General features: G+C 67.4%; 23 protein-coding genes and 1 tRNA gene. 9 read left to right on the top strand and 15 right to left on the bottom strand.

Going from position 1 to position 25,244, the window contains the following annotated elements:
* Positions 1 to 27: 27 nt before the first annotated feature.
* The 5 genes from folE to GRI99_RS12265 all read right to left on the bottom strand — a co-directional run bounded on the left by folE (position 28) and on the right by GRI99_RS12265 (position 3,471).
* On the bottom strand, positions 28 to 642 hold the full coding sequence (gene folE / locus GRI99_RS12245) for a GTP cyclohydrolase I FolE (protein WP_160772346.1): 615 nt from the start codon (positions 640 to 642) through the stop codon (positions 28 to 30).
* Positions 639 to 2,222: a phospholipase D-like domain-containing protein gene (locus GRI99_RS12250; RefSeq protein ID WP_160772347.1), complete on the bottom strand. Its 1,584-nt coding sequence runs from the start codon at positions 2,220 to 2,222 to the stop codon at positions 639 to 641. The genes folE and GRI99_RS12250 overlap by 4 nt, the downstream gene beginning before the upstream one ends.
* A 31-nt stretch (positions 2,223 to 2,253) precedes the next feature.
* The gene (locus GRI99_RS12255; protein WP_160772348.1) at positions 2,254 to 2,739 is read right to left on the bottom strand and encodes a hemerythrin domain-containing protein; all 486 of its coding nucleotides are present in this window, start codon (positions 2,737 to 2,739) and stop codon (positions 2,254 to 2,256) included.
* A 206-nt stretch (positions 2,740 to 2,945) separates the two neighbouring features.
* A tRNA-Arg gene (locus tag GRI99_RS12260) sits at positions 2,946 to 3,022 on the bottom strand.
* 47 nt (positions 3,023 to 3,069) lie between these two features.
* Positions 3,070 to 3,471 (bottom strand): (deoxy)nucleoside triphosphate pyrophosphohydrolase, encoded by a 402-nt coding sequence (locus GRI99_RS12265; RefSeq protein ID WP_160772349.1) that lies wholly within the window; start codon positions 3,469 to 3,471, stop codon positions 3,070 to 3,072.
* 80 nt (positions 3,472 to 3,551) lie between these two features.
* Here GRI99_RS12265 and GRI99_RS12270 point away from each other — a divergent pair, with 80 nt between their 5' ends.
* A complete protein-coding gene (locus tag GRI99_RS12270; RefSeq protein WP_160772350.1) occupies positions 3,552 to 3,740 on the top strand; it encodes a Flp family type IVb pilin in 189 nt (62 codons plus the stop codon).
* A 79-nt stretch (positions 3,741 to 3,819) separates the two neighbouring features.
* Here GRI99_RS12270 and GRI99_RS12275 read toward each other — a convergent pair whose 3' ends face one another.
* From GRI99_RS12275 to GRI99_RS12295, 5 genes are all read right to left on the bottom strand, one after another.
* Positions 3,820 to 5,307 carry a M48 family metalloprotease gene (locus tag GRI99_RS12275; RefSeq protein WP_237438332.1) on the bottom strand — a complete coding sequence of 496 codons (1,488 nt, stop codon included), beginning with the start codon at positions 5,305 to 5,307 and terminating at the stop codon, positions 3,820 to 3,822.
* 98 nt (positions 5,308 to 5,405) lie between these two features.
* A complete protein-coding gene (locus GRI99_RS12280; protein ID WP_160772351.1) occupies positions 5,406 to 6,359 on the bottom strand; it encodes an acetyl-CoA carboxylase carboxyltransferase subunit alpha in 954 nt (317 codons plus the stop codon).
* A gap of 11 nt (positions 6,360 to 6,370) precedes the next feature.
* Complete coding sequence (locus tag GRI99_RS12285) at positions 6,371 to 7,255, bottom strand: tyrosine recombinase (RefSeq protein ID WP_160772352.1); 885 nt, start codon at positions 7,253 to 7,255, stop codon at positions 6,371 to 6,373.
* Between the two features lie 13 nt (positions 7,256 to 7,268).
* Positions 7,269 to 9,134, bottom strand: a complete 1,866-nt coding sequence (locus GRI99_RS12290) for a hypothetical protein (RefSeq protein WP_160772353.1) — start codon at positions 9,132 to 9,134, stop codon at positions 7,269 to 7,271.
* A complete protein-coding gene (locus GRI99_RS12295) occupies positions 9,131 to 9,283 on the bottom strand; it encodes a hypothetical protein (RefSeq protein WP_160772354.1) in 153 nt (50 codons plus the stop codon). The genes GRI99_RS12290 and GRI99_RS12295 overlap by 4 nt, the downstream gene beginning before the upstream one ends.
* Before the next feature lie 60 nt (positions 9,284 to 9,343).
* On the opposite strand from GRI99_RS12295, the gene GRI99_RS12300 reads away from it, so the two are divergent.
* From GRI99_RS12300 to GRI99_RS12315, 4 genes are all read left to right on the top strand, one after another.
* The gene (locus tag GRI99_RS12300) at positions 9,344 to 9,934 is read left to right on the top strand and encodes a shikimate kinase (RefSeq protein ID WP_160772355.1); all 591 of its coding nucleotides are present in this window, start codon (positions 9,344 to 9,346) and stop codon (positions 9,932 to 9,934) included.
* Positions 9,925 to 11,028: a 3-dehydroquinate synthase gene (aroB, locus tag GRI99_RS12305; RefSeq protein WP_160772356.1), complete on the top strand. Its 1,104-nt coding sequence runs from the start codon at positions 9,925 to 9,927 to the stop codon at positions 11,026 to 11,028. Before GRI99_RS12300 ends, aroB begins: the two co-directional genes overlap by 10 nt.
* On the top strand, positions 11,025 to 12,413 hold the full coding sequence (locus GRI99_RS12310; RefSeq protein WP_160772357.1) for a peptide MFS transporter: 1,389 nt from the start codon (positions 11,025 to 11,027) through the stop codon (positions 12,411 to 12,413). Before aroB ends, GRI99_RS12310 begins: the two co-directional genes overlap by 4 nt.
* Before the next feature lie 97 nt (positions 12,414 to 12,510).
* Positions 12,511 to 15,201, top strand: a complete 2,691-nt coding sequence (locus GRI99_RS12315) for a pre-peptidase C-terminal domain-containing protein (RefSeq protein ID WP_160772358.1) — start codon at positions 12,511 to 12,513, stop codon at positions 15,199 to 15,201.
* Positions 15,202 to 15,204: 3 nt separating this feature from the next.
* Here GRI99_RS12315 and GRI99_RS12320 read toward each other — a convergent pair whose 3' ends face one another.
* The 4 genes from GRI99_RS12320 to pgi form a co-directional block, all read right to left on the bottom strand.
* Positions 15,205 to 16,059 (bottom strand): hypothetical protein, encoded by an 855-nt coding sequence (locus GRI99_RS12320; RefSeq protein ID WP_160772359.1) that lies wholly within the window; start codon positions 16,057 to 16,059, stop codon positions 15,205 to 15,207.
* Between the two features lie 58 nt (positions 16,060 to 16,117).
* Positions 16,118 to 17,494, bottom strand: a complete 1,377-nt coding sequence (gene gorA, locus GRI99_RS12325; RefSeq protein ID WP_160772360.1) for a glutathione-disulfide reductase — start codon at positions 17,492 to 17,494, stop codon at positions 16,118 to 16,120.
* Between the two features lie 75 nt (positions 17,495 to 17,569).
* Entirely contained in the window at positions 17,570 to 18,598 is a 1,029-nt protein-coding gene (locus tag GRI99_RS12330) for a hypothetical protein (RefSeq protein WP_160772361.1), read from the bottom strand.
* Positions 18,599 to 18,685: 87 nt separating this feature from the next.
* On the bottom strand, positions 18,686 to 20,218 hold the full coding sequence (gene pgi / locus GRI99_RS12335; RefSeq protein ID WP_160772362.1) for a glucose-6-phosphate isomerase: 1,533 nt from the start codon (positions 20,216 to 20,218) through the stop codon (positions 18,686 to 18,688).
* 115 nt (positions 20,219 to 20,333) lie between these two features.
* Here pgi and lepB point away from each other — a divergent pair, with 115 nt between their 5' ends.
* Genes lepB through GRI99_RS12355 form a run of 4 tightly spaced genes read left to right on the top strand, consistent with a single transcriptional unit; the run spans position 20,334 to position 23,602 of the window.
* Positions 20,334 to 21,185, top strand: a complete 852-nt coding sequence (lepB, locus tag GRI99_RS12340; RefSeq protein ID WP_160772363.1) for a signal peptidase I — start codon at positions 20,334 to 20,336, stop codon at positions 21,183 to 21,185.
* Positions 21,175 to 21,855: a ribonuclease III gene (gene rnc, locus GRI99_RS12345; RefSeq protein WP_337192922.1), complete on the top strand. Its 681-nt coding sequence runs from the start codon at positions 21,175 to 21,177 to the stop codon at positions 21,853 to 21,855. Before lepB ends, rnc begins: the two co-directional genes overlap by 11 nt.
* On the top strand, positions 21,852 to 22,745 hold the full coding sequence (era, locus tag GRI99_RS12350; protein ID WP_160772365.1) for a GTPase Era: 894 nt from the start codon (positions 21,852 to 21,854) through the stop codon (positions 22,743 to 22,745). The genes rnc and era overlap by 4 nt, the downstream gene beginning before the upstream one ends.
* Complete coding sequence (locus GRI99_RS12355) at positions 22,733 to 23,602, top strand: SGNH/GDSL hydrolase family protein (protein ID WP_160772366.1); 870 nt, start codon at positions 22,733 to 22,735, stop codon at positions 23,600 to 23,602. Before era ends, GRI99_RS12355 begins: the two co-directional genes overlap by 13 nt.
* A 194-nt stretch (positions 23,603 to 23,796) precedes the next feature.
* On the opposite strand, the gene GRI99_RS12360 is transcribed toward GRI99_RS12355, so the two are convergent.
* A complete protein-coding gene (locus GRI99_RS12360; RefSeq protein ID WP_160772367.1) occupies positions 23,797 to 25,194 on the bottom strand; it encodes an MFS transporter in 1,398 nt (465 codons plus the stop codon).
* Positions 25,195 to 25,244: the final 50 nt, after the last annotated feature.

The raw sequence follows: 25,244 nt of genomic DNA on the forward strand, positions 1-25,244 counted from the left end.
GGCCCGCCCCGTCAACTACCCAACAGGTCAATACCCCATCAGCTTGAGCACTTCGGCGCGGCTGCGCTCGTCACGCCGGAACAGGCCCATCACGCGGGATGTGACCATGTTGACGCCCGGCGTGCGTACGCCGCGCGCCGTCATGCAGGCGTGGCTGGCCTCGATCACCACGGCCACGCCGCGCGGCTCCAGGTGGGTCCAGATGCACTCTGCCACCTCGGCCGTCAGGCGTTCCTGGATCTGCAGCCGGCGGGCATAACCGTGCAGCACGCGGGCCAGCTTCGAAATGCCGACCACCCGGTTGGTGGGCAGGTAGGCAATCGCCGCCTTGCCGATGATCGGGGCCATGTGGTGCTCGCAATGGCTCTGGAATGGGATGTCCTTCAGCAGCACGATCTCGTCATAGCCGCCCACTTCCTCGAACACTCGCGACAGGTGGACCGAAGGATCCTCGCCATAGCCCTGGCAGTATTCCTTCCACGCGCGCGCCACGCGGGCGGGCGTATCCAGCAGGCCTTCACGCGCGGGATCGTCTCCCGCCCAGCGGATCAGCGTGCGGATCGCATCCTGCACATCGTCCGGAACAGGTGGCTTGGCGGGGAGACCAACGGGGTGGTCGTGATCATCTTGGTCGCAACTCATTGCGTTTTCGCAGCTTTCCTCTCGGCCCGACGTTCGGCGCGGCGGCGCGCCATGGCCCTCGCCCTCGCCAATAGGCTGCCCGGACGGAAAAGGCCACGCTTCTCGCTGCCGGGCGCGAATAACTCGTCGGGCCGTTCGGGATCCAGCGTCTTTCGCAGAGCGATAAGCCGCTCGATCTCGGTGTTCTCCGGCGGGTGGAAACGACGCAGGCGGCAGCCGGGCTGGCCTTCCAACGCCTCGATCAGCGCCGCCATCGAGCCGTGCTGCTCGATCCCTGCTTCCACCTCGTCCGCCGACAGGCCGGTATGCTCGGCCAGCAGGTCCAGCCGGATAGTGCGGATGGCATCAGCGGCATGGGCATTGCCGGGCCGCGCGCAGTCGATGAACACGTCACACTCGCTGTCCAGCCCCATCGAGCGGTTGTTGATGTTGGCCGAGCCGACGCGCAGCAACTGGTCGTCCACCACCATCATCTTGGCGTGGACATAGATCGGCACGTCGTCCGCCGCATACAGGGCATAGAGGCGGAAGCGGTCGTCTTCGTCCAGCGCCTCGATAGCAGCGACCAGTTCGGCGCGCGCGGTGTCCATCGCCAGGCACTCGATGAAGCCGTCGGCATTGGCCGGGTGGACCACGATCACCTCGGGCGGGTCGGGCTCGGCCAGCCGGTTCGCCAGCGCCTCGCAAACGGCGCGCGAGGCGAAGTACTGGTTCTCGATATAGATGAACTTCTGCGCCCCGGCGATCTGGCGGGCGTAGAGCTCCTCCACCTCATTGATGGCGGGACAGTCGCCGTGCTCGGCGCGGGTGCGCGAAATGCCGATCTCGACGTCGGTGAACTGGGCTTCGAGCATCTCCGGCCAGGCGCTTTCGGCCTGCGGGCGGCACCGCTCCATCGACTTGCCCCCGGCGTGGTCCCACCGCGCATGGCCGAGGTCCGCCAGGGTTACAGCAACGTCACCCTCCATCATCAGCGACATGTCGTGCCACGGGCCATAGGAGCGCCGCCCCGCCCCGCGCCGCCGCCGGTCATGCGGCAGGTGTTCGCGGGTGTCCCAGCGGGCACCGGTCATGTCAATCCCGCCGCACACGGCAAACCGCTCGTCTATCACCACGATCTTCTGGTGATGGCTACAACCGATCGGGTGCGCGGTATCGAACTTGAAATCGATCCGCTTCTTCGGCCACCAGCGCATGATATCGAGCAGCATCGAGCCGCGGGTGAAGAACGACAGCACCCCGAAGCTCCACTTGAGGATGCGCACCTCAAGCCCGGGCCGGTTGCGCACCAGCCAGGGGATGAAGCTGCCCAGCCGCCGGGGTGCCTCGCGCCGCCAGCCTTTCTCCCACCAGCGGCGGCCCACGGCCAGGTGGATGCGGGTGTCGAAATCCCACCCGATCAGGAATATCCGCTGGCGGGCCAGCAGCATCGCCTGCTGGATCAGCGCGAAATAGTCCGCGCAGTCCACCACCAGGCTGGCCCGCCTAGCCCGGGCATAGCGCCACACCCCGAGCTCGACCGACGCGTCATCGTCGAGCCCGGCCGTGGTTTCCGGCAATTGCTTTTCGGGTGACGCCAAGCTTCTCCCCCTTCCGATTGCGGAATGTAGGCTATTCCTTGGCGTCTTCCATCTTTTCCGGCGTCACTTCCGCCAAGGCTTTCTCGGCCTGCTTGCGGCGCTCGAAGACGCTTTCCATGTGCGCCTCGTCTTCCCTGGTCAGGTGACTGGCGAAGTCGGGGAAGTGCTCTTCCTCCTCCTCGTCGATATGGTGCGTGTAGCGGTGGGCCAGTTCACGGAACTTGGTCAGCCAGGCGCCGCTGGCCATGTCGGTGGCGGCCAGGTCGTTCAGCATTTCCTCGATCTCATGGTGCTCGGCCACCGAATGGCGCGTCTCGTCGGTGGTCGGGGGCTTGCGCATCATGGTGGAATAGAGCGCCTGCTCCTCGGCCGAGGCGTGGGCCTTCAGCTCGATGGTCAGTTCCTCGAACAGTTCGGAGCGCTCGTCGCTGGCACCCTGGGTCTTCTCAATCTGCGCCAGCAGGGCGCGGTGCTTGTCGTGGTCCTCGATTAGGCGGGCGAAGATTGCTTTGGCCATGGGGGTTCCCTGTTGCTGCGTTGCAGGGGAAACATACGAGCGGGAAGCGGGTTCCTTGGGGCTTTGGTCCGTAGTGCCCGGAAGGATAGGCCTTCGCTGCGCTGCGGCCATCTCCGGCGCTTTGCGCCTGCGATCCGAACGATGTGCGAACTTCATGGGCCCAACACCACAACAGCCCGCCCCCTGGTGGGGACGGGCTGTTGTGGTGGCGCGCCCGGAAGGATTCGAACCTCCGACCCCCAGATTCGTAGTCTGGTGCTCTATCCAGCTGAGCTACGGGCGCGCATTGGAGGGCGCCAATTAGGGGGGACTTTTCCGCTTGGCAAGGCCCTATTGCGCCAGTCGCGCGGCAAAAGAGCGATCCATGGGCGCCAGCGGCAGCGCAGCCATCTCCCCCAGGGTGAACCAGCCCCACTGCTGCCCTTCCAGGCCGACGATTTCACCCTGCCACCGGGTAGCGGTGTAAAGAATCAGGACGATGTTTCCCTGCGGCCAGTCATCCGCCACCCAGGCGGGTGAAAGGGCGGCCGGATCCAGCGTGATCGCCAGCTCCTCCGCCACCTCGCGGCACAGGGCAAGCCGCTGATTCTCAGCGCTTTCCACCTTGCCGCCGGGGAACTCCCACAGGCCCGCATGGTGCTTGCCGGGGGGCCTCTGCTGCAACAGCCAGCGTCCGTCCGGCCCCGCCAGGCCCAGCGCCACCACCAGCACGGCTGTCGGATTACTTGCCAAGCGCTTACTCCATTTAAACCATTCATTAGGACTTTGCTGGCAGTTTGCCACGCTAGTGCTCCTGCAAGAAAGCCAGGCCAATGCAAGTGCCGCGACGATTGCTGAAATTGCTGACCGACGAACGCGCCGCCACCGCCATCGAATATGGCCTGATCGCGGCGCTGATCGGGATCGCCATCGTGGGTTCGCTCGATGCGCTGAACGGCGGCATCACCGACATGTATGGCAAAGTGGAAACGGCCGCGTCCGAGAACCTGGGCAACCACTAGGGGCCAGCGTGCCACAACAGCATGAAAAAGGGGCGACGGGGATGACCCGCCGCCCCTTTTCGCGCCTGTGCCAGCCTGCTCAGCGCGAGCGGACGACGATCTTGTATTGCTGGCCCGGCACTACCGTATCGGTCCCCGAAAGGCCGTTGAGCACGCGGAAGCGCGCCTCCTGCCCGTCGGTATAGGCCATGCGCCGCGCCAGGGTGGCCACGGTATCGCTGCGCGCCGCCGTCACCACGTCGATCGCCCGGGGGACCACCTGGGCGGCCTCCTGCGAGGTAATCTGGCGCACCGAGTTGAACATGGGGTTGAACACCGCCGCCTGCCCCGCCGGGGTGATCGCCGCGAAGTGATAGGCCTTGCCGCCGCCGAAGTCATAGGCGACCACCGTGACGTCAACCTCCTGCTGGCCGTTGTTCACCCGCGCGCCGCCGATCACCGTGGCCAGGCCGTTGACGGTGCTGCGCTGCAGGGTCTGCGGAGCCAACTGCTGTTGTTGCCCGCCCAGCGCCTGGAAGACGCTGCGGACATAGGCCTCAAGATTGCCGTTGTAGGGCCCCGTGCTGAACTGCGCCCGGCCCGCATCGCCGTTGACCGAGACGGCCGTGGTGGAGTTGATCATGTAGAAGCCGGTCGGCGCGGTGAAGCTGAGCCGCAGTTCGGGGTGGATGAACTGCTGCCCTTCGATCACGCCCTGTGCGGGATCGTCACCATACATCAGCCCGTCGATCCGCTGCAGGAAGGTCTCGCGGTTGGTCACCCCGGTGCCGGCCCCGGCAAGCTGCAGGGCGTTTTGCACGCGGCTGGCGGGATCGGGGTGAGTTGAGGCCCAGGCAGGGATCGTCGCATTGCCACGGCCCATCAGGCTGGCATCCAGCGTGTTCTGCGCCGCCAGGCTTTGCAGCAGCGTGGCCATCGCGCGCGGATCATAGCCGGCGCCGTTGAGGTACTGAACGCCAAGCTGGTCGGCCTCCAATTCCTGCGTGCGCGAGAACTTCAGCGTGAGAAGCTGCGAGCCCTGCACCGCCGCCTGGCTGATTTGCTGGCCCAGCGGGTTGTTACCGCCCAGCAGCACCTGCGACAGGATGGCAATGCCCAGCCCGCCAAGCTGGTTGCGCTGCGCCGCCGCCTCGCGCCGGGCGGAGTGGCGGGCGGCCACGTGGCCCACCTCGTGCCCCATCACGGCGGCCAGCTCGGCCTCGTTGTTCATCAGGCCGACGAGCTGGCGGGTGATGTAGACATAGCCACCGGGCACGGCGAAGGCGTTGTTGACCGAGGAGTTGAGCAGCGTCACCTCGAAGGCGTCGGGCCGGGTGGCCAGGCCAGACTGCACGGCCACGTTCTGCGTCACCCGCTCTACATAGTCTGCCTGTGGCCCGGTCATCGCGCCGCCGAATTCGCCCACCAGTTGCTGGTGGTACTGGGCGCCCTGCTGGGCTTCGGCCTGGGTGATCGGCGAACCGGCGGCAACACCGGCACCGGGCACGGTGGCACAGGCACCAAGCGCCAGGGCGGCGCTGCCTGCCAGCGCCACGCGCATGGACTGGGTAAAGGTTCGTGCAGACATTTCTTGCGGCTCCCCAAAGTTCTCGCGCGCAGTGTTGGCGCGTTCGACATGGCAAGGCAACCGCCAGCTTGCGGGCAGGTTCCCGCAAGGGTGAAGGATCAGAGGTTGCTGCCGATGGCGAGGAAGCGTTCCTCGCGCCGCCGGCGCAGCACCTCGGGCTTGTGGCCGGCGAGAGCATCCAGTTCCTCGCCGATGGCCTGGCCCAGGGCCGTCGCGGCAGCCACGGGATCGCGCTGCGCCCCGCCCTTGGGTTCGGGCACGATGCGATCGATCACGCCCAGCGAGAGCAGCTCCTGCGCGGTCATCCGCATGGCCTCTGCCGCCTGCGGGGCCTTTTCGGCCGTGCGCCACAGGATGGAGGCGCAGCCTTCGGGGCTGATCACCGAATAAACCGCGTGTTCGAACATCAGCACCCGCTCGGCACTGGCCAGCGCCACCGCGCCGCCACTGCCGCCCTCGCCCACGATCGCTGCCACCATCGGCACCCCCAGCGCCAGGCAGGCCTCGGTGCTGCGGGCGATGGCTTCGGCCTGGCCGCGCTCCTCCGCCTCGATGCCGGGGAAGGCCCCGCTGGTATCCACCAGTGTCACCACCGGCAGGCCGAAGCGGTCGGCCAGTTCCATCAGGCGGATCGCCTTGCGATAGCCTTCGGGCTTGCCCATGCCGAAATTGTGGCGGATGCGGCTTTCGGTGTCGGAGCCTTTCTCATGCCCGATCAGCACCACCTTGCGCCCGTCCAGCGTGGCCAGGCCGCCCATGATCGCCTCGTCATCGCCATAGTTGCGATCGCCCCCCAGCGGCAGGAAATCGCTGAAGCAGTGGGCCACGTAATCCTTGAAGTGCGGGCGCGCCGGGTGGCGGGCCACCTGCGTCTTCTGCCACGGGGTCAGCGAGGCATAGGTGCTGGCCAGCAGGTCGGCGCTCTTCTTCTCCAGCCGCACCAGCTCCTTCGTGATGTCCACCGCGCCATCATCGCCCGCGGCAGCGCGCAGCTCGGCAATCTTCGCCTCGATGGCGGCGACGGGCTTTTCGAATTCGAGATAGGTGATCATGGGCGGCTGCGCTAACCGGAAGGGGCGCGGCCTGCAAGGGGATGTCGCTCATTCACCAGCGCCACCAGCCTTGCGGCATCGACATGGGTGTAGATCTGCGTGGTGGCGATATCGGCATGGCCCAGCAAGGTTTGCAGCACGCGCAGATCTGCCCCGCCCTCCAGCAGGTGGGTGGCAAAGGCGTGGCGCAGAACGTGGGGTGAGAGGCGCGCCGGGTCCAGCCCCGCCCGTGCCGCCAACGCTTTCAGCAACTGGAACAGCCGCACGCGCGAAAGGTGCTTGCCGGCCGAGGGGAACAGCCAGGCCGGCGTGGTTCCGGGATCGGGCCGCAGCGCCAGCCAGCGCGAGAGGGCCGCCTGCGCCCGGCGCGATACCGGCACCATCCGCTGGGCGGAACCCTTGCCGGTCACGGTCAGGAACGGCGCATCGCGCGGTACGGCATTCAGCGGCAGGCTGACCAGCTCGGTCGCCCGCAGGCCCGAGCCATAGAGCAGTTCCAGCAGCACCAGCAGGCGCACGGCATCAGGCGATTCCCCCGCGGCCTCATCCTCCGCCTGCGCGAACAGGCGGGCGACATCCTCGTGGCCCAGCACCTTGGGCAGCGGGCGCCGCGTGGCCGGGCGCGGCAGGGCGGGACTGGGATCATCCTCGCGCAGGCCTTCATCCAGCAGGAAGCCGTAGAATTGCCGCAGGGCAGATGCTTTGCGCGCCACGCTGCTGGGGGCGAGCATGGCCCACTTGCCCGCGAGCGAAGCCAGTGCAGCGCGGTCAGCGGAGACCAGGTCGCCCACCAGTTCCTCGGCCCCCTCAAGGTCGCGGCGATAGGCAGCAAGAGTATTGGCCGCCGCCCCGCGTTCTGCGGCCAGCATGGCGAGGAAGGCCCCGATTGCGCTCATGGCCGCGCTCACATCAGCCGCGCGCCACGGCCTCCGCCGCGATCATCCTGGCTTCGGCCTGCAATCCGGAAGCATTGAGCGCGCGCACGATATGGAACAGGTGGCGCGGGGTCATCCGCTGCCAGCCATCGCCCTGCATCCCCACGCCCGCCAGCAGCGCGACCAGCGCGGGATTGCGCAGTTGACCCGCGCGGTCGATCCGCTCGCTCCAGGCGGTCGATCCGCCCAGGCTGAAGCCGATATCGCCCGCCAGGTCATTGGCCGCGCCCTCGTCCAGCCGGCCCAGGCCCGCCAGGCCTGCCACCAGGAAGGCGGACTTGCGCGAATCCTCGCTGTCGTCATCGTTGTAGAAGCCGGACACGGCCCCCGCGTCCACGGCCCCGCCCTGCGGGTTGCTGAGCGCGATCAGCGCCCAGCCGAGCGAGCCTTCCTCCACCACATTGGCCCAGCGCGCCGCGTTGCGATCAAGCCCTGCCGCCAGCATCGAGGCTATCAGGTCACCCGCATCGTCGGCCAGCGCGGCATCCACCGGCACGCGCGCGGCGGCATAGGCGGTCAGCACGCGGCGGCCATAGCTGTCGCCTTCCCACAGGCGGCGCATGGCCCCCATGCGGCCGGCCGGATCGGCGGCGACATAGGCGTTGCGCAGCAGGATCGCGGGCTGCTTGGCCGCGTCATCCACCGTATCGCTGGCATAGAGCTGGCCGTAGAGATCGACCATCGCGCTGGTGGAGAAGACCCCGCGCGCGCCGGCCACATCGGCGGCGGTCAGGCGGGTGAGCAACGGCACGGCTGGCGTCAGCGCCGCCGAAATCGCCAGCGGCGGAGAGAGCGAATTGCCCAGGCTATCGGGCACCGGCTCGCCCAGCGCATTGGCCAGGGCAAAGCGCCAGGGCGTCAGGTCATCCACCCCGTCCCACTCGATATTGACTGCCCGGTCCCCCTCGCCCGCCGCACCGGCGAAGCGCTGCGCCAGGCGCACGTCGATCTCAAGCGTGCCTTCTGCACCCAGCACCCGCTGCAGGCGGCGATAGGCATCGCGGGTATCGCCTTCGTAGGCATCGCACATGGCCTTGGCCATGGTCCACTCGCCATCCTCGCGAATGGTCGGCTGCAGTTCACCGATGGGGCAGATGCCCAGGAAATCGCCGGTGCCGACGTAGGCATCGAAGGCCGCATCGGTCAGCGCGCGGTCATAGTTGCTGCCTTCCACATCCTGCACCAGGCTGCGGGCCACGGCCATCTCGCCCATGCCGTTCAGCACCTTGGCGCGCATGGCGGCGAATTCCACCGGGCTCATGCCGGCAGGGGCATTGAGGCGGCTGGCCAGCGCGCGGCGAACCAGGATATGGCCCCAGCGCGACACCATCGGTCCGCGCGTTCCGGCAAGCGCTGCCCGGACCAGCGCGGCTGGCTGCCCGGCCAGCGAGTTGTAGGCAAAGCCCCCTTCGCCGCTGGAAATCACCCCGATCCGCTCAAGCGCGCGGCGGGCACCGGGCGGCACGTCGAACTTGGGCTTCAGGCCCAAGACCTCGTTCAGCTCGTCCTCCTCCATCGCCTCCAGTTCGGCGAGGCTGGGGAAATCGGCGGGCAGGCCGGCCAGCACGGCATCACTGGCAGGTGCGCCCCCCTCGCCCGGCAGAGGCTGGACCACGGGGGCGGAGACGGACGGCGCGGCCCCGGCAGCAGGCGCTGCGGGGCGCGGGGCGACGGTCTGGCGCGGTTGCGGTGCCTGGGTGGCACGCGGCCCCGGCGCTGGGGCGGGCTGCGGCGGCGGATCGTTGAATACATCGGGCAGCAGGTCTTCCGGCTGGGCGAACGCCAGCGACGAGGTGAGCGCCAGCATCACGCCGCCCAACAGCAAACCCGCCCGCCTCATGCACCTTGCTCCGTCTGTTCCAATGGCAATTCAACCGGTTGAACGATCATTCGCTGCTCCTCGCGCCCGCCATCCAGCCAGGCCAACGCCAGCAGGCCGAGAAGCAGCGCGAACCCGGCCCATGCCACCTTTGTGCGGTGTTCCGCCATAGTTCTCTTCTGCCCATGCTGCTTGCAAGGGCGGTTAGCGCAATTATAGGCCGGGGGGCAATGAACAAGAGGAAGCCTTCCCGCAACGCGGCCGACACCATGCCCGACCCGGCGTGGCTGGCGGCGCTGGCGGCGCGGGTGGACCGGCCGATCGTGCTGGTGGGCATGATGGGCGTGGGCAAGAGCACGGTGGGCCGCAAGCTGGCGCAGATGCTGCGCCTGCCTTTCGTGGATGCCGACGATGCCATCGTGGAAGCAGCCAAGATGTCGATCACCGAGATGTTCGACCGGCATGGCGAAGCGGCTTTCCGCGATGGGGAGCGGCGGGTGATTGCCCGCCTGCTCGATGCCGGTCCCGGCGTGATTGCCACGGGCGGCGGGGCCTTCGTGCAGCCGGAAACCCGCGCCCTGATCCAGCAGCGCGGCCTGCCGGTATGGCTGGACTGCGATGTCAACACGCTGGTCGAACGCGTCAGCCGCAATGACAAGCGGCCATTGCTGCGCGGCGGCAACGTGCGCGAGATCGTTACCCGCATGAAGGCCGAGCGCGAACCCGCCTATGCCCAGGCCCCGATCCGGGTGCAGAGCATCAGCGCCCCCCATCCCGTTACCGTCAACCGCATCCTGGAGGCGCTCGACCAATGCCTGTGATCCCCGTTTCCCTCGCCGGCCGTTCCTACGAGGTGCGCGTGGGCACGGGCCTGCTGGCCGACCTGCCTGCCCAGTGCGGCAAGCTGCTGCGGAAAGCCGCGGTGCCCGTGGTGACCGACGAAACGGTAAAGGGCCTGTGGGGCGAGACGGTGGAACAGGCGCTGGCCGCAGGGGGCTTTGCCGCCCGCTGGTTCGTCCTCCCCGCAGGCGAGAGCACGAAGAGCTGGGCCAGCCTTGAAAAGCTGGTTGACTGGCTGCTGGCCGAAGAGGTGGAGCGGAACGACCACATCATCGCGCTGGGCGGCGGGGTGATCGGCGATCTAACCGGCTTTGCCGCCAGCGTGGTTAAGCGCGGCTGCGGCTTCATCCAGTTGCCCACCACCCTACTAGCACAGGTGGACAGCAGCGTGGGCGGCAAGACGGCGATCAACACGGCCGCCGGCAAGAACCTGGTCGGTGCCTTTCACCAGCCATCGCTGGTGCTGGCGGACCTTGGCGTGCTGGCCACCCTGCCGCGCCGCGAGATGGGTGCCGGTTATGCCGAAGTGATCAAGTACGGCATCCTGGGCGACATCGATTTCTTCGCCTGGTGCGAGGCGAACGGCGCCAAGGTGATGGCGGGCGACGCGCAAGCGCTGGACTATGCGGTGAGCGAAAGCGTGGCCGCCAAGGCGCGCATCGTGGCCGAGGACGAACGCGAGACCACCGGCACCCGCGCCCTCCTCAACCTGGGCCACACCTTCGGCCATGCGCTGGAGGCGCAGACCGGGTTCGGCGACCGGCTGCTGCATGGCGAGGCGGTGGCGCTGGGCATGGTGCTGGCGGCCCGCTACTCCGCCCGGCGCGGCTATACCACGCAGCCCGACGCCGCCCGCGTTACCGCCGCCATCGCCGGTGCGGGCCTCGCCACCGAAATTGCCGGACTGGGCCTCAACTGCTCGGGCCAGCAGCTTGCCCAGCACATGCTGCACGACAAGAAGATGGACGCGGGCACCCTGCCTTTCGTGCTGCTGCGCGGGATTGGCGACGCCTTCCTCGACAAGCAGGTGGCGCTGGACGACATTGCCGCTTTCCTGGCGGAGCAACTGGCATGACCGTGGCCGAAGCCACCCCCGAGCATATCGACGAAGCCGCCGCAAAAGCCGACACCGCCTTCATCGGCCACCCCAAGGGCCTGGGCTACCTGTCGCTGGTGGAAGGGTGCGAGCGGTTCTCGTACTACTCCATGCAGACGCTGCTGGTGCTCTACATGGTCAACTACCTGCTGCCCGAGCGGTTTGATGCCGTGGCGGGCCTGGGGTGGTTGCAGGAAAACCGCTATGGCGGGGCGGAAGGCCAGCCGCTCGCCTCGGCCATCTATGGCGACTATTCCTCGCTGGTCTACCTCACCCCCATTCTGGGCGGGCTGCTGGCCGACAAGTGGCTGGGCCGCCGTGCCACGCTGGTGGCGGGCGGCGCGGTGATGGCGCTGGGCCATTTCCTGATGGCCTTCGAAAGCACCTTCCTGCTGGCCCTGATCACCCTGATCGTGGGCGTGGGCCTGTTCAAGGGCAACATCGCCAGCCAGGTGGGCGAGCTGTACAAGGACGGCGACCTGCGCCGTGCCATGGCCTTCCAGATCTTCTACATCGCGATCAACGTAAGCGTCATTGCCGCGCCGCTGGTGTCCGGCACGCTGGGCGAGAAAGTGGGCTGGCACTGGGGCTTCGGCTGCGCGGGCGTGGTGATGGTGGCGGGCCTGCTGGTCTATCTTGCCGCCGGGCGCTGGCTGCCGCAAGACAACCGGCCCGCGAAAGGCGAAAAGGCGGCGGCCGAAAAGCTGACCCGCGCCGATGGGCTGCGCGTGCTTGCCGTGGCGATCATGGTGCCGGTGATGGCCGTGGCGTTGCTGACCAACCAGCAGATCTTCAACGCCTACCTCGTGTGGGCGGACGAGCAGTTCCAGCTCACCTTCTTCGGGCAGACGGTGCCGACCACCTGGATGATCACCATCGACGCCACCTTGAGCTTTGCCATGCTGGTTGCGGTCGCCTGGTTCTGGAAGTGGCGCGCCGACAGGACCGGCAGCGAGCCGGACGAGCTGGGCAAGATGGTGATCGGCAGCTTCTTCACCATCGCCGGGGGGCTGTGCCTGGTGATGGCCGCAGCTACGCAAGGCGATGGCCAGATCGGGCTGTTCTGGCCGGTGCTGTTCCACCTGCTGAACTCGATCGGTTTTTCGCACATCCTGCCGGTCAGCCTGGCGCTGTTCACTCGCCTGGCCCCGCGCCAGATCAATGCCACGGTGATCGGCATCTATTACCTGGCCTTCTTCCTGGCCAACCAGATCGTGGGCCAGGTGGGCGGCTGGTATTCCACGATGGACACGGTGCAGTTCTGGCTGCTCCACGTGGCCACCGCCGTGGTGGGCCTGGTGGCCTTCGCCGGCTTCAAGTGGCTGCTGGCCCCGCGCCTGTTCGGGGCAGCAAGGGCCGCCTGATTTTCGCAAGGTTTGTCACTTGCGCGAAGGGCCTTTCAGGCAGAATTAAGCCGCGGTGCGGGAGGGATCGCCGCACTGGTGCTGTTTGGGGGATTCTATGCGCCGCTTGCTGTTTCTGACCACCGCTTCGCTGGCGCTTGCCGCGGCGCTCTCGCAAGGCTCTGCCGCGCAGGAGCGGATCGACACCTCCGGCACCCTGCAACGGGGCGACGGCACGCTCGATTCGGGCGAGTTCTACGACAGCTACACGCTGGACGTGCGCGCCGGGGAGCGCATCGACGTGCGCGCCACTTCCACCGAATTCGATCCCTACCTGATCGTGCGCGGCCCGACTGATGACATCCGCTGGGAGAACGATGACGAGGGCGATGGCTCGGTCCAGTCGCGCGTCACCGAAACCGCCCCGGTCACCGGCCGCTATCGCGTGATCGTGACCAGTTACCAGCCGGGCGAAAGCGGGCGTTACCAGGTGACCGGCGGGCCGGACCGGCAGGCCGGGCGCGCCACAGGTGGTGGCACCCAGCCGGTCGTGCGCACTGGCGGCGGCGGCAGCAACGGCCTGCGCGGCGCACAGCAAGGCACGCTGGCAGCGGGTGACGAGCAGCTCAATTCCGGCGAGTACTACGACGCCTATGAGATCGATGGGCGCGCTGGGCAGCAGTTGCGGGTGAATCTCAGCTCCACCGCCTTCGATACCTACCTGATGCTGCGCGGGCCGGACGGCTCCACCTTCGACAACGACGACAGCGACGGGACCAATTCCGCGCTGGATGTCACCCTGCCCGCCAACGGCACCTATCGGCTGATCGTCACCTCGTACCGCTCGGGCGAGACGGGTAGCTACAACCTCACCACCAACGGCGCGCAGATCGCGCTCAGCAGCGGGGGCCGCGGCAGCAATTCGGCCATCGGCGGGGCCACCGCGGCGGGCACCCTGCGCCCGGGCGGCATCGTCAGCGGCGAACTGCGCCAGGGCGATCCCACGCTGGCCGAGGGCGAGTTCTTCGATACCTGGACGCTGGAAGCCGATCCCGGCACGCAACTGGTGATCGAGATGACCTCCACCGCCGTGGACACCTACCTCGCCGCCTTCGGGGCGGGCGATTACCAGGTGTCGAACGACGATGACCCGTCAGGCCGCAACGGCACCAACAGCCGGCTGGACGTGACCGTGCCCGGCAGCGGCACGCTGACGGTCGCCGCCACAAGCTATGCCGGGGGCGAGACCGGGCCCTATCGCCTTACCGCCAGCTATGCCGGCAGCAGCGCCCGCCAGCAGCAGGCCGCCCCGTCTCAGGCGATGGCGTGGAGCGGCACGATCAGCGGGCGGCTGGAGAACAGCGACCCGCGCAGCGACCGCAGCCGCACCGATGTCTACACCATCGAGGCCGAGGCCGGGCAGGCGCTGCGCCTGGCCCTGTCGTCCGACGATTTCGACCCGCTGGTGCGGGTGGAAGGGCCGGATGGCTTCGTGGCCGAGAACGACGACGATCCCGCCGGCGGCACGCTCAACGCCCTGCTTGATACCACCCTGCCCGCCAGCGGCACCTACCGCGTGGTGGTGGGCAGCTATGCCGCCGATGGCCTGGGTGCCTATCGCCTGGAATCGGGCACCGGCACCGGCCGCGCCAGCACCGGCGGGGCGCAGGTGGCGGCGGGGGCTGCGGGCGACATTGTCCTGGGCCAGTCGCTCGACGCCACCCTGGCCGACGGCGACGAGACCATTTCGAGCGGCGAATTCACCGATTTCTACAACTTCGAAGGCCGGCGCGGTGAACGGCTGGTGTTCGACATGACCAGTGCGGAGTTCGATACCTACCTCTCGCTGCAATATCCCAGCGGCGGGCAGGAGGATAACGACGACCGCGCCGGCGGCGAGACGACCGACAGCCGCCTTGTGGTCACCCTGCCGGAGGATGGCACCTACCGCCTGATGGCTACCAGCTACCAGCCGGGCGAAAGCGGGGCCTATACCATCGCCATGTCTGCCCCGTCGGTGGCCGATGGCACGCTTGACCCGCGCGTGGGCAACAGCCGGGTGTTCCTGCTGAGCGTGGGCGTGTCCGACTACGAGCGGATGAACGAACTGCCCAATACCGACCAGGATGCCAGCAAGCTGGCCGAAACGATGCAACGCACCGGAATGCTGGGGAGCGGCAGCGTAACCCTGGTCAACGCCCAGGCCACCCGCGCCAACTTCGAACAGGCCGTGGCCGATATCGGCCGGCAGATCGGCCCGGATGACCTGTTCCTGGTGTTCTTCAGCGGCCACGGGGCCAAGAACGAGGTCGACCGCTCGATCGAGGCCGACGGGGCCAGTGAGACGATCGAGCTGTTCGATGCCGCCATCGCAGATTACGAGCTGGCAGCGCTGCTGGAGCCGATCCAGTCGCGCACCCTGCTGGTGCTGGATTCGTGCTTCTCCGGCGGGTTCGACGATGTGATCAACAACCGCGTGGGCCGGATGGGCATTTTCAGCTCGGACAGCGACCTGACAAGCCTGGTGGCCGACAAGTTCGAGGCCGGCGGCTATATCAGCCACATCCTGCAGATGGCGATGGAAGGCCAGGCCGATGCCAACGGCGATACCACCATCACCGCGGGCGAACTGAGCGAGTACATGCGCACCACCTTCTACCGCATTGCCCTGAGCGAACCGCTCCAGAGCGACTGGTACGATACCGCGCGCGGCCACTCGGGCAGCGGCTACCAGCACATCGTGGTCAACCGCGGGGGTGACGGGATGCCCTACGAGGAAGTGCTGGTGAACCTGGGCAACGGGGGCTGACCCTCAGCTTGCCGGTAACGGCGCAGGCGGTGGCGGCGGCGGGATTTGCAGCGTCCTGAGGTGCGGATAGCGGACAAAGATCCGCTCCAGCGCTTCGGGATTGCCCACGCTCACCACCGGCAAGTCCCCACAGGCCGCCTGCAGCGCCTGCACCTGTGGCTGCTCCTGGTCGATGGCATTGGGCCCGGCCCACTGCATTTCCTCGCCCAGCCGCGCCATTGTCTCGCCGGTCACGCGGTTGACCAGGGTGAAATAACCATCCCCGTCGCGGCCCAGCCCGGTTTCGGCATGGAACCAGGCCAAGGCCTCGCCCTGCTGCCCCGGGCTGCTGACATAGACGCAGCCGTTCCGCAGGAACACGCGCCCGGTAAAGGCAGCTTCAAGTTGCCAGCCGGTGCGGCGCGTGCTGGCAGGCCACAGGTGAACCGCCCCGGCAAGCTGCGGCGGCAGCGCGGGATGGTGCAATTCCTGCTGGAACCGCCAGATTATGTGGCGCGGCACGGTCCAGCCGTTCTCTTGCGCCCAGGCATCGAACTGGCGGGCGGTCAGCAGCGTGTCGATCATCGACACGGGATCGCCCTCACCCTTCCCTGACCTGCCCGAACCCATCAGCGCACCGCGCTGCTCCAGCCGCCGCACCCACAGGTCGCCCACGGCTGCGGCATCGGCCGGCGGCGGGCCGCTGGCGTGGCGCACGATCTCGTCGGTGCTGTGCAACTGCCGGGGCGACAGGATCAGCGGCGCGTAGTCCGGTGCGGGAGCAATTTCCTGCGTGGCCAGCCCTACGGCCTCGGGCACCGGCGTGGATGGTCCGCACGAGGCCAGGAGGGCAGCAAGAAGGGCGGCAATGTGGCGCATTCCCCGCCCCTACGCGCATGGCGCTGAGGCAGGGCTGAACGCCGCCGTTGGCGCAGGTTCAGCGCAGCAGCACCAGTTCCTCGGCCATGCTGGGGTGCAGCGCCACGGTATCGTCGAACGCCTGCTTGGTGAGGCCCGCCTTCAGCGCCACGGCCGCCACCTGCAGGATTTCTGGCGCTTCCGGGCCGATCATGTGGATGCCCAGGATCTTCTCCGAGGTTTCCTCCACGATCATCTTGTACAGGCCCCGCTCCGCGTGGGGGCTGAAGATGTTTTTCATCGGCCGGAAGTCGCTGGAATAGACCTTCACCGCGCCATACTGCTCGCGCGCCTGCTTCTCGGTCAGGCCGACACCGGCGATCGGCGGCTGGCTGAACACGGCGCTGGGGATGCTGGAATAGTCCACCGTGCGCGGCTTATTGCCGAACTGGGTATCGGCAAAGGCATGGCCTTCGCGGATGGCCACGGGGGTAAGCTGCACCCGGTCCGTCACGTCACCGACTGCGAAAATGCTCTCGCAGGTGGTGCGGTTGTATTCGTCGACCGGGATCTCGCCCTTGGGACCAGGCTGGATGCCGGCATTCTCCAGCCCCAGCCCGGCGGTGTTGGGCTGGCGGCCGATGGCGATCAGCACCTGGTCCACCACCACCTTGTCGGTTTCGCCAAGGTCCACGTGCAGGCAGCCGTCGGCATCCTTCTCCACCGACTGGATCAGGCTGTGCATCCGCATCTGGATGCCGCGGCCCATGGCGATGGCCAGCATCCGGTCAACGATCTGCTCGTCATAGCTGCGCAGGATCCGGTCGGTGCGGTTGACCAGCGTCACCTCGCTGCCCAGCGCGTTGAACACGCCGGCGAATTCCATGGCGATATAGCCGCCACCAACCACCATCAGCCGCCTGGGCTGCTCGGCCAGGTGGAACATCTCGTTGGAGGTGATGCAGTGCTCCACGCCCGGAAAATCGGGCATAGCGGGCCAGCAGCCGGTGGCGACCAGGATCTTGCCCGCCGTCACCTCGCGCCCGCTGGCCAGCTTGACCGCGTTGGGGCCCGCGATGGTGGCGCGTTCGGCGAACACCTCCACCTTGTTGTTGGCCAGCGTGTTGCCATAGAGGCCTTCCAGCCGGTCGACATCCTTTTTCACGAAGTCGCGCAAGGTCGGCCAGTCGAAGGTCTTGCCCTCGATGGTCCAGCCGTAATTCTCCGGGTGGCCCAGCTCCTCGGCGAACATCGCGCCATAGACCAGCATCTTCTTGGGCACGCAGCCGCGGATCACGCAGGTGCCGCCCACGCGGTATTCCTCGGCCACGGCCACCCGCGCCCCGTGCGCGGCGGCGATGCGGCTGGCGCGCACCCCACCCGATCCGGCGCCGATCACGAACAGGTCGTAGTCAAACTCGGTCCCGGCATCTGCGGGGGTATCGGTATCGGCCATCGTCACGCTCCGGCAGGATTGGAGCGCGGCATATGGCGGCTAAGCCGGCGCTTGCCAACAGCCGCCCGGCGCAATTCAGCTTTCCAGGAACAGGGCGTAATCGCGCATGAACTGGAAGCAGCGCATATCCAGCACGGAGACCAGGCTTTCGTCCTCGATCCCGGTGCGGCGGCGCAGGAGGCGCAGGACGGCCTTCATCGTCGGCTCGTTCATGCCCTGCACCGAGGCGATCACGTCAGGATCGTGGCTGTAGGTATAGTCGAACAAGAAATCGATCGTCTGCGGATCGAAGTCGAACCCCAGGAAGACGATCTTCTTGGAACCGGCCAGCGCCGATTGTACCCCGGTGACATACTGGCGGTTGCGCATCCGCTCGCTGCCGGTCTGCACTTCCTTGATCAGGTTCTGCAGGTTCCACGGGTCTTCGTTTCCCCACTCCACATCGGGCCTCTCGCCCGGTTCCCACGGCAGGCGGCCGACATTGCCGAAGGGATGGGTGATGTTGAGCTTGGCCCCCACAAGCTGGCGCGCCTCGCCCAGCGTCATCCCGAAGGCCATCGAGACCACCCACGGGAGGTAGTGCTGGACCGAGCGGTCATAGTTGAAGTTGATGATGTTGACGTTGTCGAACGCCTTGTCTGCCTGATTGCGCGGCACCCCGGCAGTGATCAGGCGGCCAAGCTGGAACAGCCAGTTTTCGCTGCCGCGCAAGGGCAGGTCACCCGGATCGCGCGGCTCCAGCATCAGCGGACTGCGCGCCTCGGCCTGGAGGATGTAGTAGATCAGCGCCAGCTTGCCCGCCGCCATCACCGACGGATCGTGGCTGTGCTGTTCCAGCACGGCATCAACCGAATGGCCCACGCGGGCAGACGTGCGGATGGCCTGCCCGCCTTCGCGCAGCTTGTCGTCAGTGGTGCCGATGCGGCGGGCCACTTTCTCGAAATGCCGCGCCAGCAGCACCATGTCGCGCGTCTGCAATTCGGATCCCAGGCGCGCGAAATCGAACCCGGCGGCCATCTTGGCCAGCAGTTCGCGCTTGTCCGGCAGCTCTATCTCGAGCCCGGCACCGGGTCCGATGACCAGGGTGGTCTTGCTGCGTATCATGCTGAAAAAGCGGTCCCGTCCCCGGTCATGTCGACAGGACGGGGTTACTGCGGGATGGTTAAGATATACCTAGCGGGGCGTTAACCCTCAGCCAGCCAGGCCCGCCGCCGCCAGCAGTGCCCGGGTGCCGGGATCGAAGTCCGCCGCGCCCTTCTCGATGTCATTCGCCATCTTCTTGCCCAGCTCCACCCCGAACTGGTCGAAAGCGTTGATGCCCATCAGCACGGCGTTGGCGAAAGTGCGGTGTTCGTGGAAGGCAATCAGCGCGCCCAGCGTGGCCGGGTCCAGGTCGTCGCACAGGATGGTGGCACTGGGACGGTCCCCCGGGAAGGCGCGCGCCGGGTCCTGCCCGTCGGCGCTCATGTTGCCGCCGGCCATCAGGGCGGCCCCTTGGGCAAAGCAGTTGGTCAGCAGGATGCGGTGATGCGCCGGGTCAAGGTCATCCCCCGGCGCGATGCTGGCGATGAAATCCACCGGCACCAGGTTGGTCCCCTGGTGGAGAAGCTGGAACACCGCGTGCTGGGCATCGGTGCCCACCCCGCCCCAGGTGATCGGCGCAGTGGGGAAGTCCACGGGATCACCCTCGGCCGTAACCCGCTTGCCGTTCGATTCCATCTCCAACTGTTGCAGATAGCTGGGCAGCAGGCGCAGCCGCTCGTCATAACAGAACACCGCGCGCGTCTGGCAGCCTTTCAGGCGGGTATAGAACTGGTCGGCAAAGGCCGCGCGCAGAGCCAGGTTGGCGCGGCCGTCGGCGTCGCGGAAATGCTCGTCCATGGCTGCCGCACCTTCCAGGAAGGCGGTGAATTCATCCCAGCCGATGGCCAGGGCAATCGGAAAACCGATGCTGGACCACAGCGAATAACGCCCGCCCACGCTCTCCGCGAACGGCAGGATGCGGGTTTCGTCCACGCCCCATTCCACCGCCTTAGCAGGCGCGGCGGTCAGGGCGATCACCCGGCCATGCGGATCGGCCACGCCGTTATCGGCCAGCCATTGCAGGGCGCTGGCGGCGTTGGTCATGGTCTCGATGGTGGTGAAGGTCTTGCTGGCCACAGCCACCAGAGTGGTGGCTGGATCGCATTTGGCAAAGGCGGCTTCCAGCGCCACGCCATCGATATTTGACACCACGTGCACGTCCACCTTGGCGAAATCGCGCGTGAGGGCATCCACCGCCAGCGCCGGCCCCAGGGCAGAACCGCCGATGCCCACGTGGATCAGGTGCTTCACATTGCCCAGCACGCCATCATGGATCGCTTCCACCAGCAGCTTCATGCGGTGCAGTAGGGCCATCGCCTCCTCTACGCTGGCCCCGTTGCCGACGCCGCGCAGGGCCGTGTGTTCGGCCGCGCGGTTCTCGGTGGGGTTGACCACCTCGCCGGCGAACAGGCGGCGGCGCATTTCGGTGAAATTGCTCGCCTCGGCCAGCACCTCGAACCCGTCCAGCAGGTCTTCCGACAGGTGGGTCTTCGACCAGTCGAACAGCACGCTGCCCTCGCCCACCACCAGGCTGGCGGAGAGGCGGCCCACGCGCCCCGGGTCGGCAGCGAAAAGCTGTGCCAGGGTGTGCTGCGGCACCTGTTCCAGTGCGGCCCAGGCGGCTGCTCGCGGATCGCTCACGGTCTGATTCCCTACTGTGCAAGTGCAATATCGCTAGGCCCTTGGTCGATCAAAGCAAGGGTTCCGTCGCCATTTTTCTTGACCTTGGCACGGGGTGACAACAAGACCGGCGCCCATGGACCCGAACATCCGCGAACTGGACCCCGCCCAGCCCCTGCCTGCCGCATCTGCCACTCCGGCGAAGAAGCCGGAGAAGGAGGAAGGCAGCTTCCTGTGGTTCCTGATCAAGCTGGTCGTGATCGTGCTGGCCTTCCGCAGCTTTGTGTTCACCAGCTTCAACATCCCCAGCGAGAGCATGATGCCGCGGCTGGTGGTGGGCGATTACCTGTTCGCTGCCAAGTGGCCCTATGGCTATTCCAAGCGCAGCCTGCCGCTGGACGTGCCGCTGATCCCCGGCCGCATCTTCGCCTCCACGCCCGAGCGGGGCGACATCGTGATCTTCGAGCATCCGGTGGACGGAACCGATTACATCAAGCGGGTGATCGCCCTGCCTGGCGATACCGTGCAGGTGGTCAACGGTGTGCCGGTCATCAACGGCGTGCCCGTGCGGCAGGAAAAGGTGCAGGACCTGGTGATCCCCGTGCGGCCTGACGACAACTGCGCCCGCGCCCGTTTCGTGGAAGAGCAGGCCGATGGCACCTATGCCTGCCGCTATCCGCAATACCGCGAGACGCTGCCCAACGGCGTCACCTTCAACGTGCTCGATTTCGGGCTGGAGCCGCAGGACAACACCCAGGCCGTGGTGGTACCCGAAGGCCGCCTGTTCATGATGGGTGACAACCGTGACAACTCGATGGACAGCCGCTTCCCGCCGGTAGCCGGCCAGGGCATTGGCCTGGTGCCGGAGGAGAACGTGAAGGCGCAAGCCAGTTTCATGTACTTCTCCACCGATGGCACGGCCGAGTGGATCAAGCCCTGGACCTGGTTCACCGCCGCCCGCTGGAGCCGGATGTTCCGTGGCATCTGATCCCAGGCTACCTGCCGCCACCCGCGCCTGGCTGGAGAGCGTGGGCTTCACAATCACTACACCCGCCCTGTGGTTCGAGGCGCTGACGCACGGCAGCACTGGCGATGCGCGCAATTATGACCGGCTGGAATTCCTGGGTGACCGGGTGCTGGGCCTGTCGATTGCCGACTGGCTGTATCACCACATTGACGCGCAGGAAGGCACGCTGGCGCAGCGGCTGAACGCGCTCGTCTCCGGCCAGTCGTGCGCGGCTGTCGCCCGCAGCCTGGGGGTGCCCGCCCACGTGCGGCTGGGCAAGCAGGCGCGCGACGATGGGGCCAGCGAAAGCGACAACGTGCTGGGTGACATCATGGAATCGCTGCTGGGCGCGGCCTTCATCGACATGGGGTTCGAACCCACCCGGGCGCTGGTCCGCCGGTTCTGGGCCGAGGCAGTGGAAGGCCATACCGGCCGCTCCAAGCATCCCAAGAGCGCGCTGCAGGAATGGGCCGCCGGCAATCAGCGCCGCGCCCCGGTCTATGAAGTGACCGACCGCAGCGGCCCCGATCACGCGGCGCGCTTCACCGTGCGCGTTTCCGTTCACAACGTCGGCGCGGTGGAAGCCACCGCCACCAGCAAGCGCGAGGCCGAGACTGAGGCCGCCAGACTATTCATGGAGAAATTCGGATGACCAGTTCCTGCGGTGTTGTCGCCGTGATCGGCGCGCCCAACGCGGGCAAGTCCACTCTGGTGAACCAGTTGGTGGGCCAGAAGGTGGCGATCACCAGCGCCAAGGCGCAGACCACCCGCGCCAAGCTGATGGGCATTGCCCTGCATGACGCGGCGCAGATCATCCTGGTGGACACCCCCGGCATCTTCGAGCCCAAGCGGCGGCTGGACCGGGCGATGGTCAATGCCGCGTGGGAAGGCACCCAGGCCGCCGATGCCGTGCTGCTGGTGGTGGACCCCATCAAGCAGCGCCGCCACGAACTGATGCCGCTGCTGGAAGCGCTGAAGGACCGGCCCGAGCGCAAGATCCTGGTACTCAACAAGGTGGATGCCAGCCCCAAGGAAAAGCTGCTGCAACTGGCGCAGGAGTTTTCCGGGCTGGTCGACTGGGCGGAAGTATTCTTCGTCTCAGCGCTGACCGGCGATGGCGTGCCCGAACTGAAGGCCCACCTGGCCGGCCTGATGCCAGAAGGCCCCTGGCATTACCCGGAAGACCAAGTGAGCGACGCCAGCGAACGGCTGCTGGCCGCCGAGGTAACGCGCGAACAGCTCTATCGCCAGCTCCATGACGAACTGCCCTATGACAGCGCCGTGCGGCACGAGAAGTACGAGCAGCGCAAGGACGGCAGCGTGGAGATCCACCAGCAGATCGTGATCGCCCGCGACAGCCAGAAGGGCATCGTGCTGGGCAAGCAGGGCAGCCGCCTGAAAGCCATCGGCGAGGCGGCGCGCAAGGAGCTTGCCGCAATCCTTGGTGTTGAGGTTCACCTCTACCTGCACGTCAAGGTGGACGAGAACTGGGCGGAGAGCCGCGAGATGTACGAAGAAATGGGCCTCGATTGGGTACGCTGAAGCCGCTCGCCGCGGCAAGTCTTTCGCTGCTGGCCGCGCTTGCGCTGGCAAGCTGCGCCACGGTGCCCGATGCAGGCGGTAGCCTGCCCGCCGGGTCGCGCTATGTGGCGCTGGGCAGTTCCTATGCCGCGGGGGCCAATATCCCGCCGCTGGCAGAAGGCCGTCCGACGCGGTGCGGGGCCTCGGCAATCAGCTATTCGCGGCTGCTGGCCCAGCGCCTTGACCTGGACCTGACCGATGCCTCCTGCGGCGGGGCGACTACCGCGCACCTGCTGGGCGCGTGGAACGAACTGCCCGCGCAGGTGGAGGCGGTGACGGCGGAAACGCGCCTGGTCACCATCACCGTGGGCGGCAATGATCTCAATTACATGGGCCTGATGTTCGCCGGATCGTGCCGCGCGGGCCTGCGCGATCCGCGCCTGCCGGCCGGTGCGCCCTGCCCCACCGTGTCCGAACCCTCCGCTGCGGACTATGCTCGCGTTGAGAACCAGATCGCCGAGGTGGTCCAGCAAGTCCGCGCCCGCGCCCCGCAGGCCCGCGTGGTCCTGGTGCAATATGTCGCGCTGGTGGGAGACGAGCCGTGCGCCGCAGCGCCGCTGTCCGAAGACGATGCGCTGGTTGCCCGCCGGGTGGCCGCCGCCCTGGCCGCGGCCACGGCCCGCGCGGGCGAGCGTGGCGGAGCCGACGTGCTGCCGGTGGAACGAGCCTCGCTGGGCCACACCGCCTGCTCGGGCCAGCCCTGGTCGCGCGGTCTCGCGCCCGGCTACACCGGCGCGGAAGGCGCACCCTGGCACCCCACGGCCGCCGGCCACGCGGCGATTGCGGAGATGCTGGCGCAAATGCTCAGCCAGGGATGAAAACCACGTTCAAGTCGGTGAGGTAGCGGACCGCCTGACCCGGAGCGGAAAGTGTAGGTCGCCGCTGCGTGGACCGGCTGACCGGCATCATCCATGCCCGGCACGCTGACGCTGTTCTGGCGTAGCTGGTTGCACAGCCGCTCATTCGTGTCCGCCCGGAACTCGGTGAAGAGTATGGTTTTCTCCCCGGTGCCTCAGCCCGCTGCTGGCTGGCGCAGGCGATAGCGTTGCAGGCTGCACAACGCCGCCAGCACACACAAGCCGCAGGCCAGCACCATCGGGCTGGGGCCCAGCCCCATGCCGCCTGCCAGCAGGATGCCCACCACCACAGCGGCCAGCGTCTGCCCGAACAGGCGCGAGGTGCTGAGCAGCCCACCCGCCGCTGCCGCGCGCTCCGGCGGGGCGCGGCTGATGATCAGGCGCGTGTTGGGAGCAAAGAACATGCCGAAGCCCAGCGCGGCGAAGCCCAGCCGCAGGGCAACGCCGGCCCCGTCCGGCTCCGGCGGCATGATCGCCAGCAGCACAAGGCTGGTGATCGCAATGACCATCCCAGCCACGCCCAGCTTGGTGGGGGCCACGTGGTCGCTCAGCCAGCCGGCTGCCGGGGCCACCACCAGCATGGTCAGCGGGAACGGCAGCAGCAGCAGCCCGGTCATCTGTGGATCATAGCCCATGCCTTCCTGCAGGCGGAACGGTAGGCTCAGCATCAGGGTGCCCGCGGCGATGAAGCTGGCCATCCCGGCCAGGGCAGACAGGCCGATCGAGGGCATGGCCAGCAGGTCAACCGGCAGCACCGGCGCAACACTGGCCCGCTCACGGCGCACCAGCAGCACCAGCGAAATCACGCCCAGCACAAAGGTAGCACCGCCCAGCACCCCGGTGCCATGGGTGCCGAGCTGGATGCCGCCGATCAGCAACAGCATGGTCAGCGCGCTCCAGATGGCGCTGGTCCAGTCGGTCTTGCGGTCCATCGGTTCCGGATCGGGCAGCGCCTGGCCCAATAGCAGGCTGACCACGGCCAGCGGGGCGGCGGCAACGAAGACCCAGTGCCAGTGGAAGTGCCCCGCGATGTAGCCGCCCAGCGTGGGCGCCAGGGCGCTGGACGAGGCGACGATTACGCTGTTCACCCCCAGACCGGTGCCCAGCCTGGCCGCAGGATATATCTTGCGCAGCATGGCCGAGGAGACCGACAGCGCCATCGCCGCACCCGTAGCCTGCAGGGCACGCAGCACCAGCAGCAGCCACAGGCTGTCAGCCAGCACGCACAGCGCGCTCGCGGCCATGAACAGGCCCTGCCCGTACTGGTACAGGCGGCGGTGGCCCACGCGGTCACCCAGGCTGGAAAAGGGCAGCAGCAGCATCACCAGCACCAGCTGGTAGATCGTCACCACGTTGGTGATCACCGAATTGCTGACGCCAAGGTCCCGGGCGATCGTGGGCAGCGCCACGTTGGCAATCGAGCCATCCAGCACCAGCAGCGCGGTGCCGAAGCTGATCGCGGCAATCGCCCACCACCGGCGCGGCATGGGCAGGCCAGGCTCTTCTTCACGGGCAATGCTGGGGGAGGCCGGTGCCGCCGGACTGTCGCTCATGCCGCAGCCATGCGCGGGAATCGATTGCGCTTCAAGCCCGTTAGGCCAGA

Source organism: Alteraurantiacibacter buctensis (assembly GCF_009827655.1).
GTDB lineage: Bacteria > Pseudomonadota > Alphaproteobacteria > Sphingomonadales > Sphingomonadaceae > Alteraurantiacibacter > Alteraurantiacibacter buctensis.

Excerpts from the sequence above, each read along its gene's own strand:
- era (WP_160772365.1), top strand. The coding sequence starts at position 21,852 with ATGACCAGTTCCTGCGGTGTTGTCGCCGTGATCGGCGCGCCCAACGCG.
- GRI99_RS12300 (WP_160772355.1), top strand. The coding sequence starts at position 9,344 with ATGAACAAGAGGAAGCCTTCCCGCAACGCGGCCGACACCATGCCCGAC.
- GRI99_RS12280 (WP_160772351.1), bottom strand. The coding sequence starts at position 6,359 with ATGATCACCTATCTCGAATTCGAAAAGCCCGTCGCCGCCATCGAGGCG.
- GRI99_RS12295 (WP_160772354.1), bottom strand. The coding sequence starts at position 9,283 with ATGGCGGAACACCGCACAAAGGTGGCATGGGCCGGGTTCGCGCTGCTT.
- GRI99_RS12275 (WP_237438332.1), bottom strand. The coding sequence starts at position 5,307 with ATGTCTGCACGAACCTTTACCCAGTCCATGCGCGTGGCGCTGGCAGGC.
- GRI99_RS12255 (WP_160772348.1), bottom strand. The coding sequence starts at position 2,739 with ATGGCCAAAGCAATCTTCGCCCGCCTAATCGAGGACCACGACAAGCAC.
- GRI99_RS12320 (WP_160772359.1), bottom strand. The coding sequence starts at position 16,059 with ATGCGCCACATTGCCGCCCTTCTTGCTGCCCTCCTGGCCTCGTGCGGA.
- GRI99_RS12285 (WP_160772352.1), bottom strand. The coding sequence starts at position 7,255 with ATGAGCGCAATCGGGGCCTTCCTCGCCATGCTGGCCGCAGAACGCGGG.
- folE (WP_160772346.1), bottom strand. The coding sequence starts at position 642 with ATGAGTTGCGACCAAGATGATCACGACCACCCCGTTGGTCTCCCCGCC.
- aroB (WP_160772356.1), top strand. The coding sequence starts at position 9,925 with ATGCCTGTGATCCCCGTTTCCCTCGCCGGCCGTTCCTACGAGGTGCGC.
- GRI99_RS12270 (WP_160772350.1), top strand. The coding sequence starts at position 3,552 with ATGCAAGTGCCGCGACGATTGCTGAAATTGCTGACCGACGAACGCGCC.
- GRI99_RS12310 (WP_160772357.1), top strand. The coding sequence starts at position 11,025 with ATGACCGTGGCCGAAGCCACCCCCGAGCATATCGACGAAGCCGCCGCA.
- GRI99_RS12330 (WP_160772361.1), bottom strand. The coding sequence starts at position 18,598 with ATGATACGCAGCAAGACCACCCTGGTCATCGGACCCGGTGCCGGGCTC.
- GRI99_RS12315 (WP_160772358.1), top strand. The coding sequence starts at position 12,511 with ATGCGCCGCTTGCTGTTTCTGACCACCGCTTCGCTGGCGCTTGCCGCG.
- gorA (WP_160772360.1), bottom strand. The coding sequence starts at position 17,494 with ATGGCCGATACCGATACCCCCGCAGATGCCGGGACCGAGTTTGACTAC.
- GRI99_RS12360 (WP_160772367.1), bottom strand. The coding sequence starts at position 25,194 with ATGAGCGACAGTCCGGCGGCACCGGCCTCCCCCAGCATTGCCCGTGAA.
- GRI99_RS12290 (WP_160772353.1), bottom strand. The coding sequence starts at position 9,134 with ATGAGGCGGGCGGGTTTGCTGTTGGGCGGCGTGATGCTGGCGCTCACC.
- lepB (WP_160772363.1), top strand. The coding sequence starts at position 20,334 with ATGGACCCGAACATCCGCGAACTGGACCCCGCCCAGCCCCTGCCTGCC.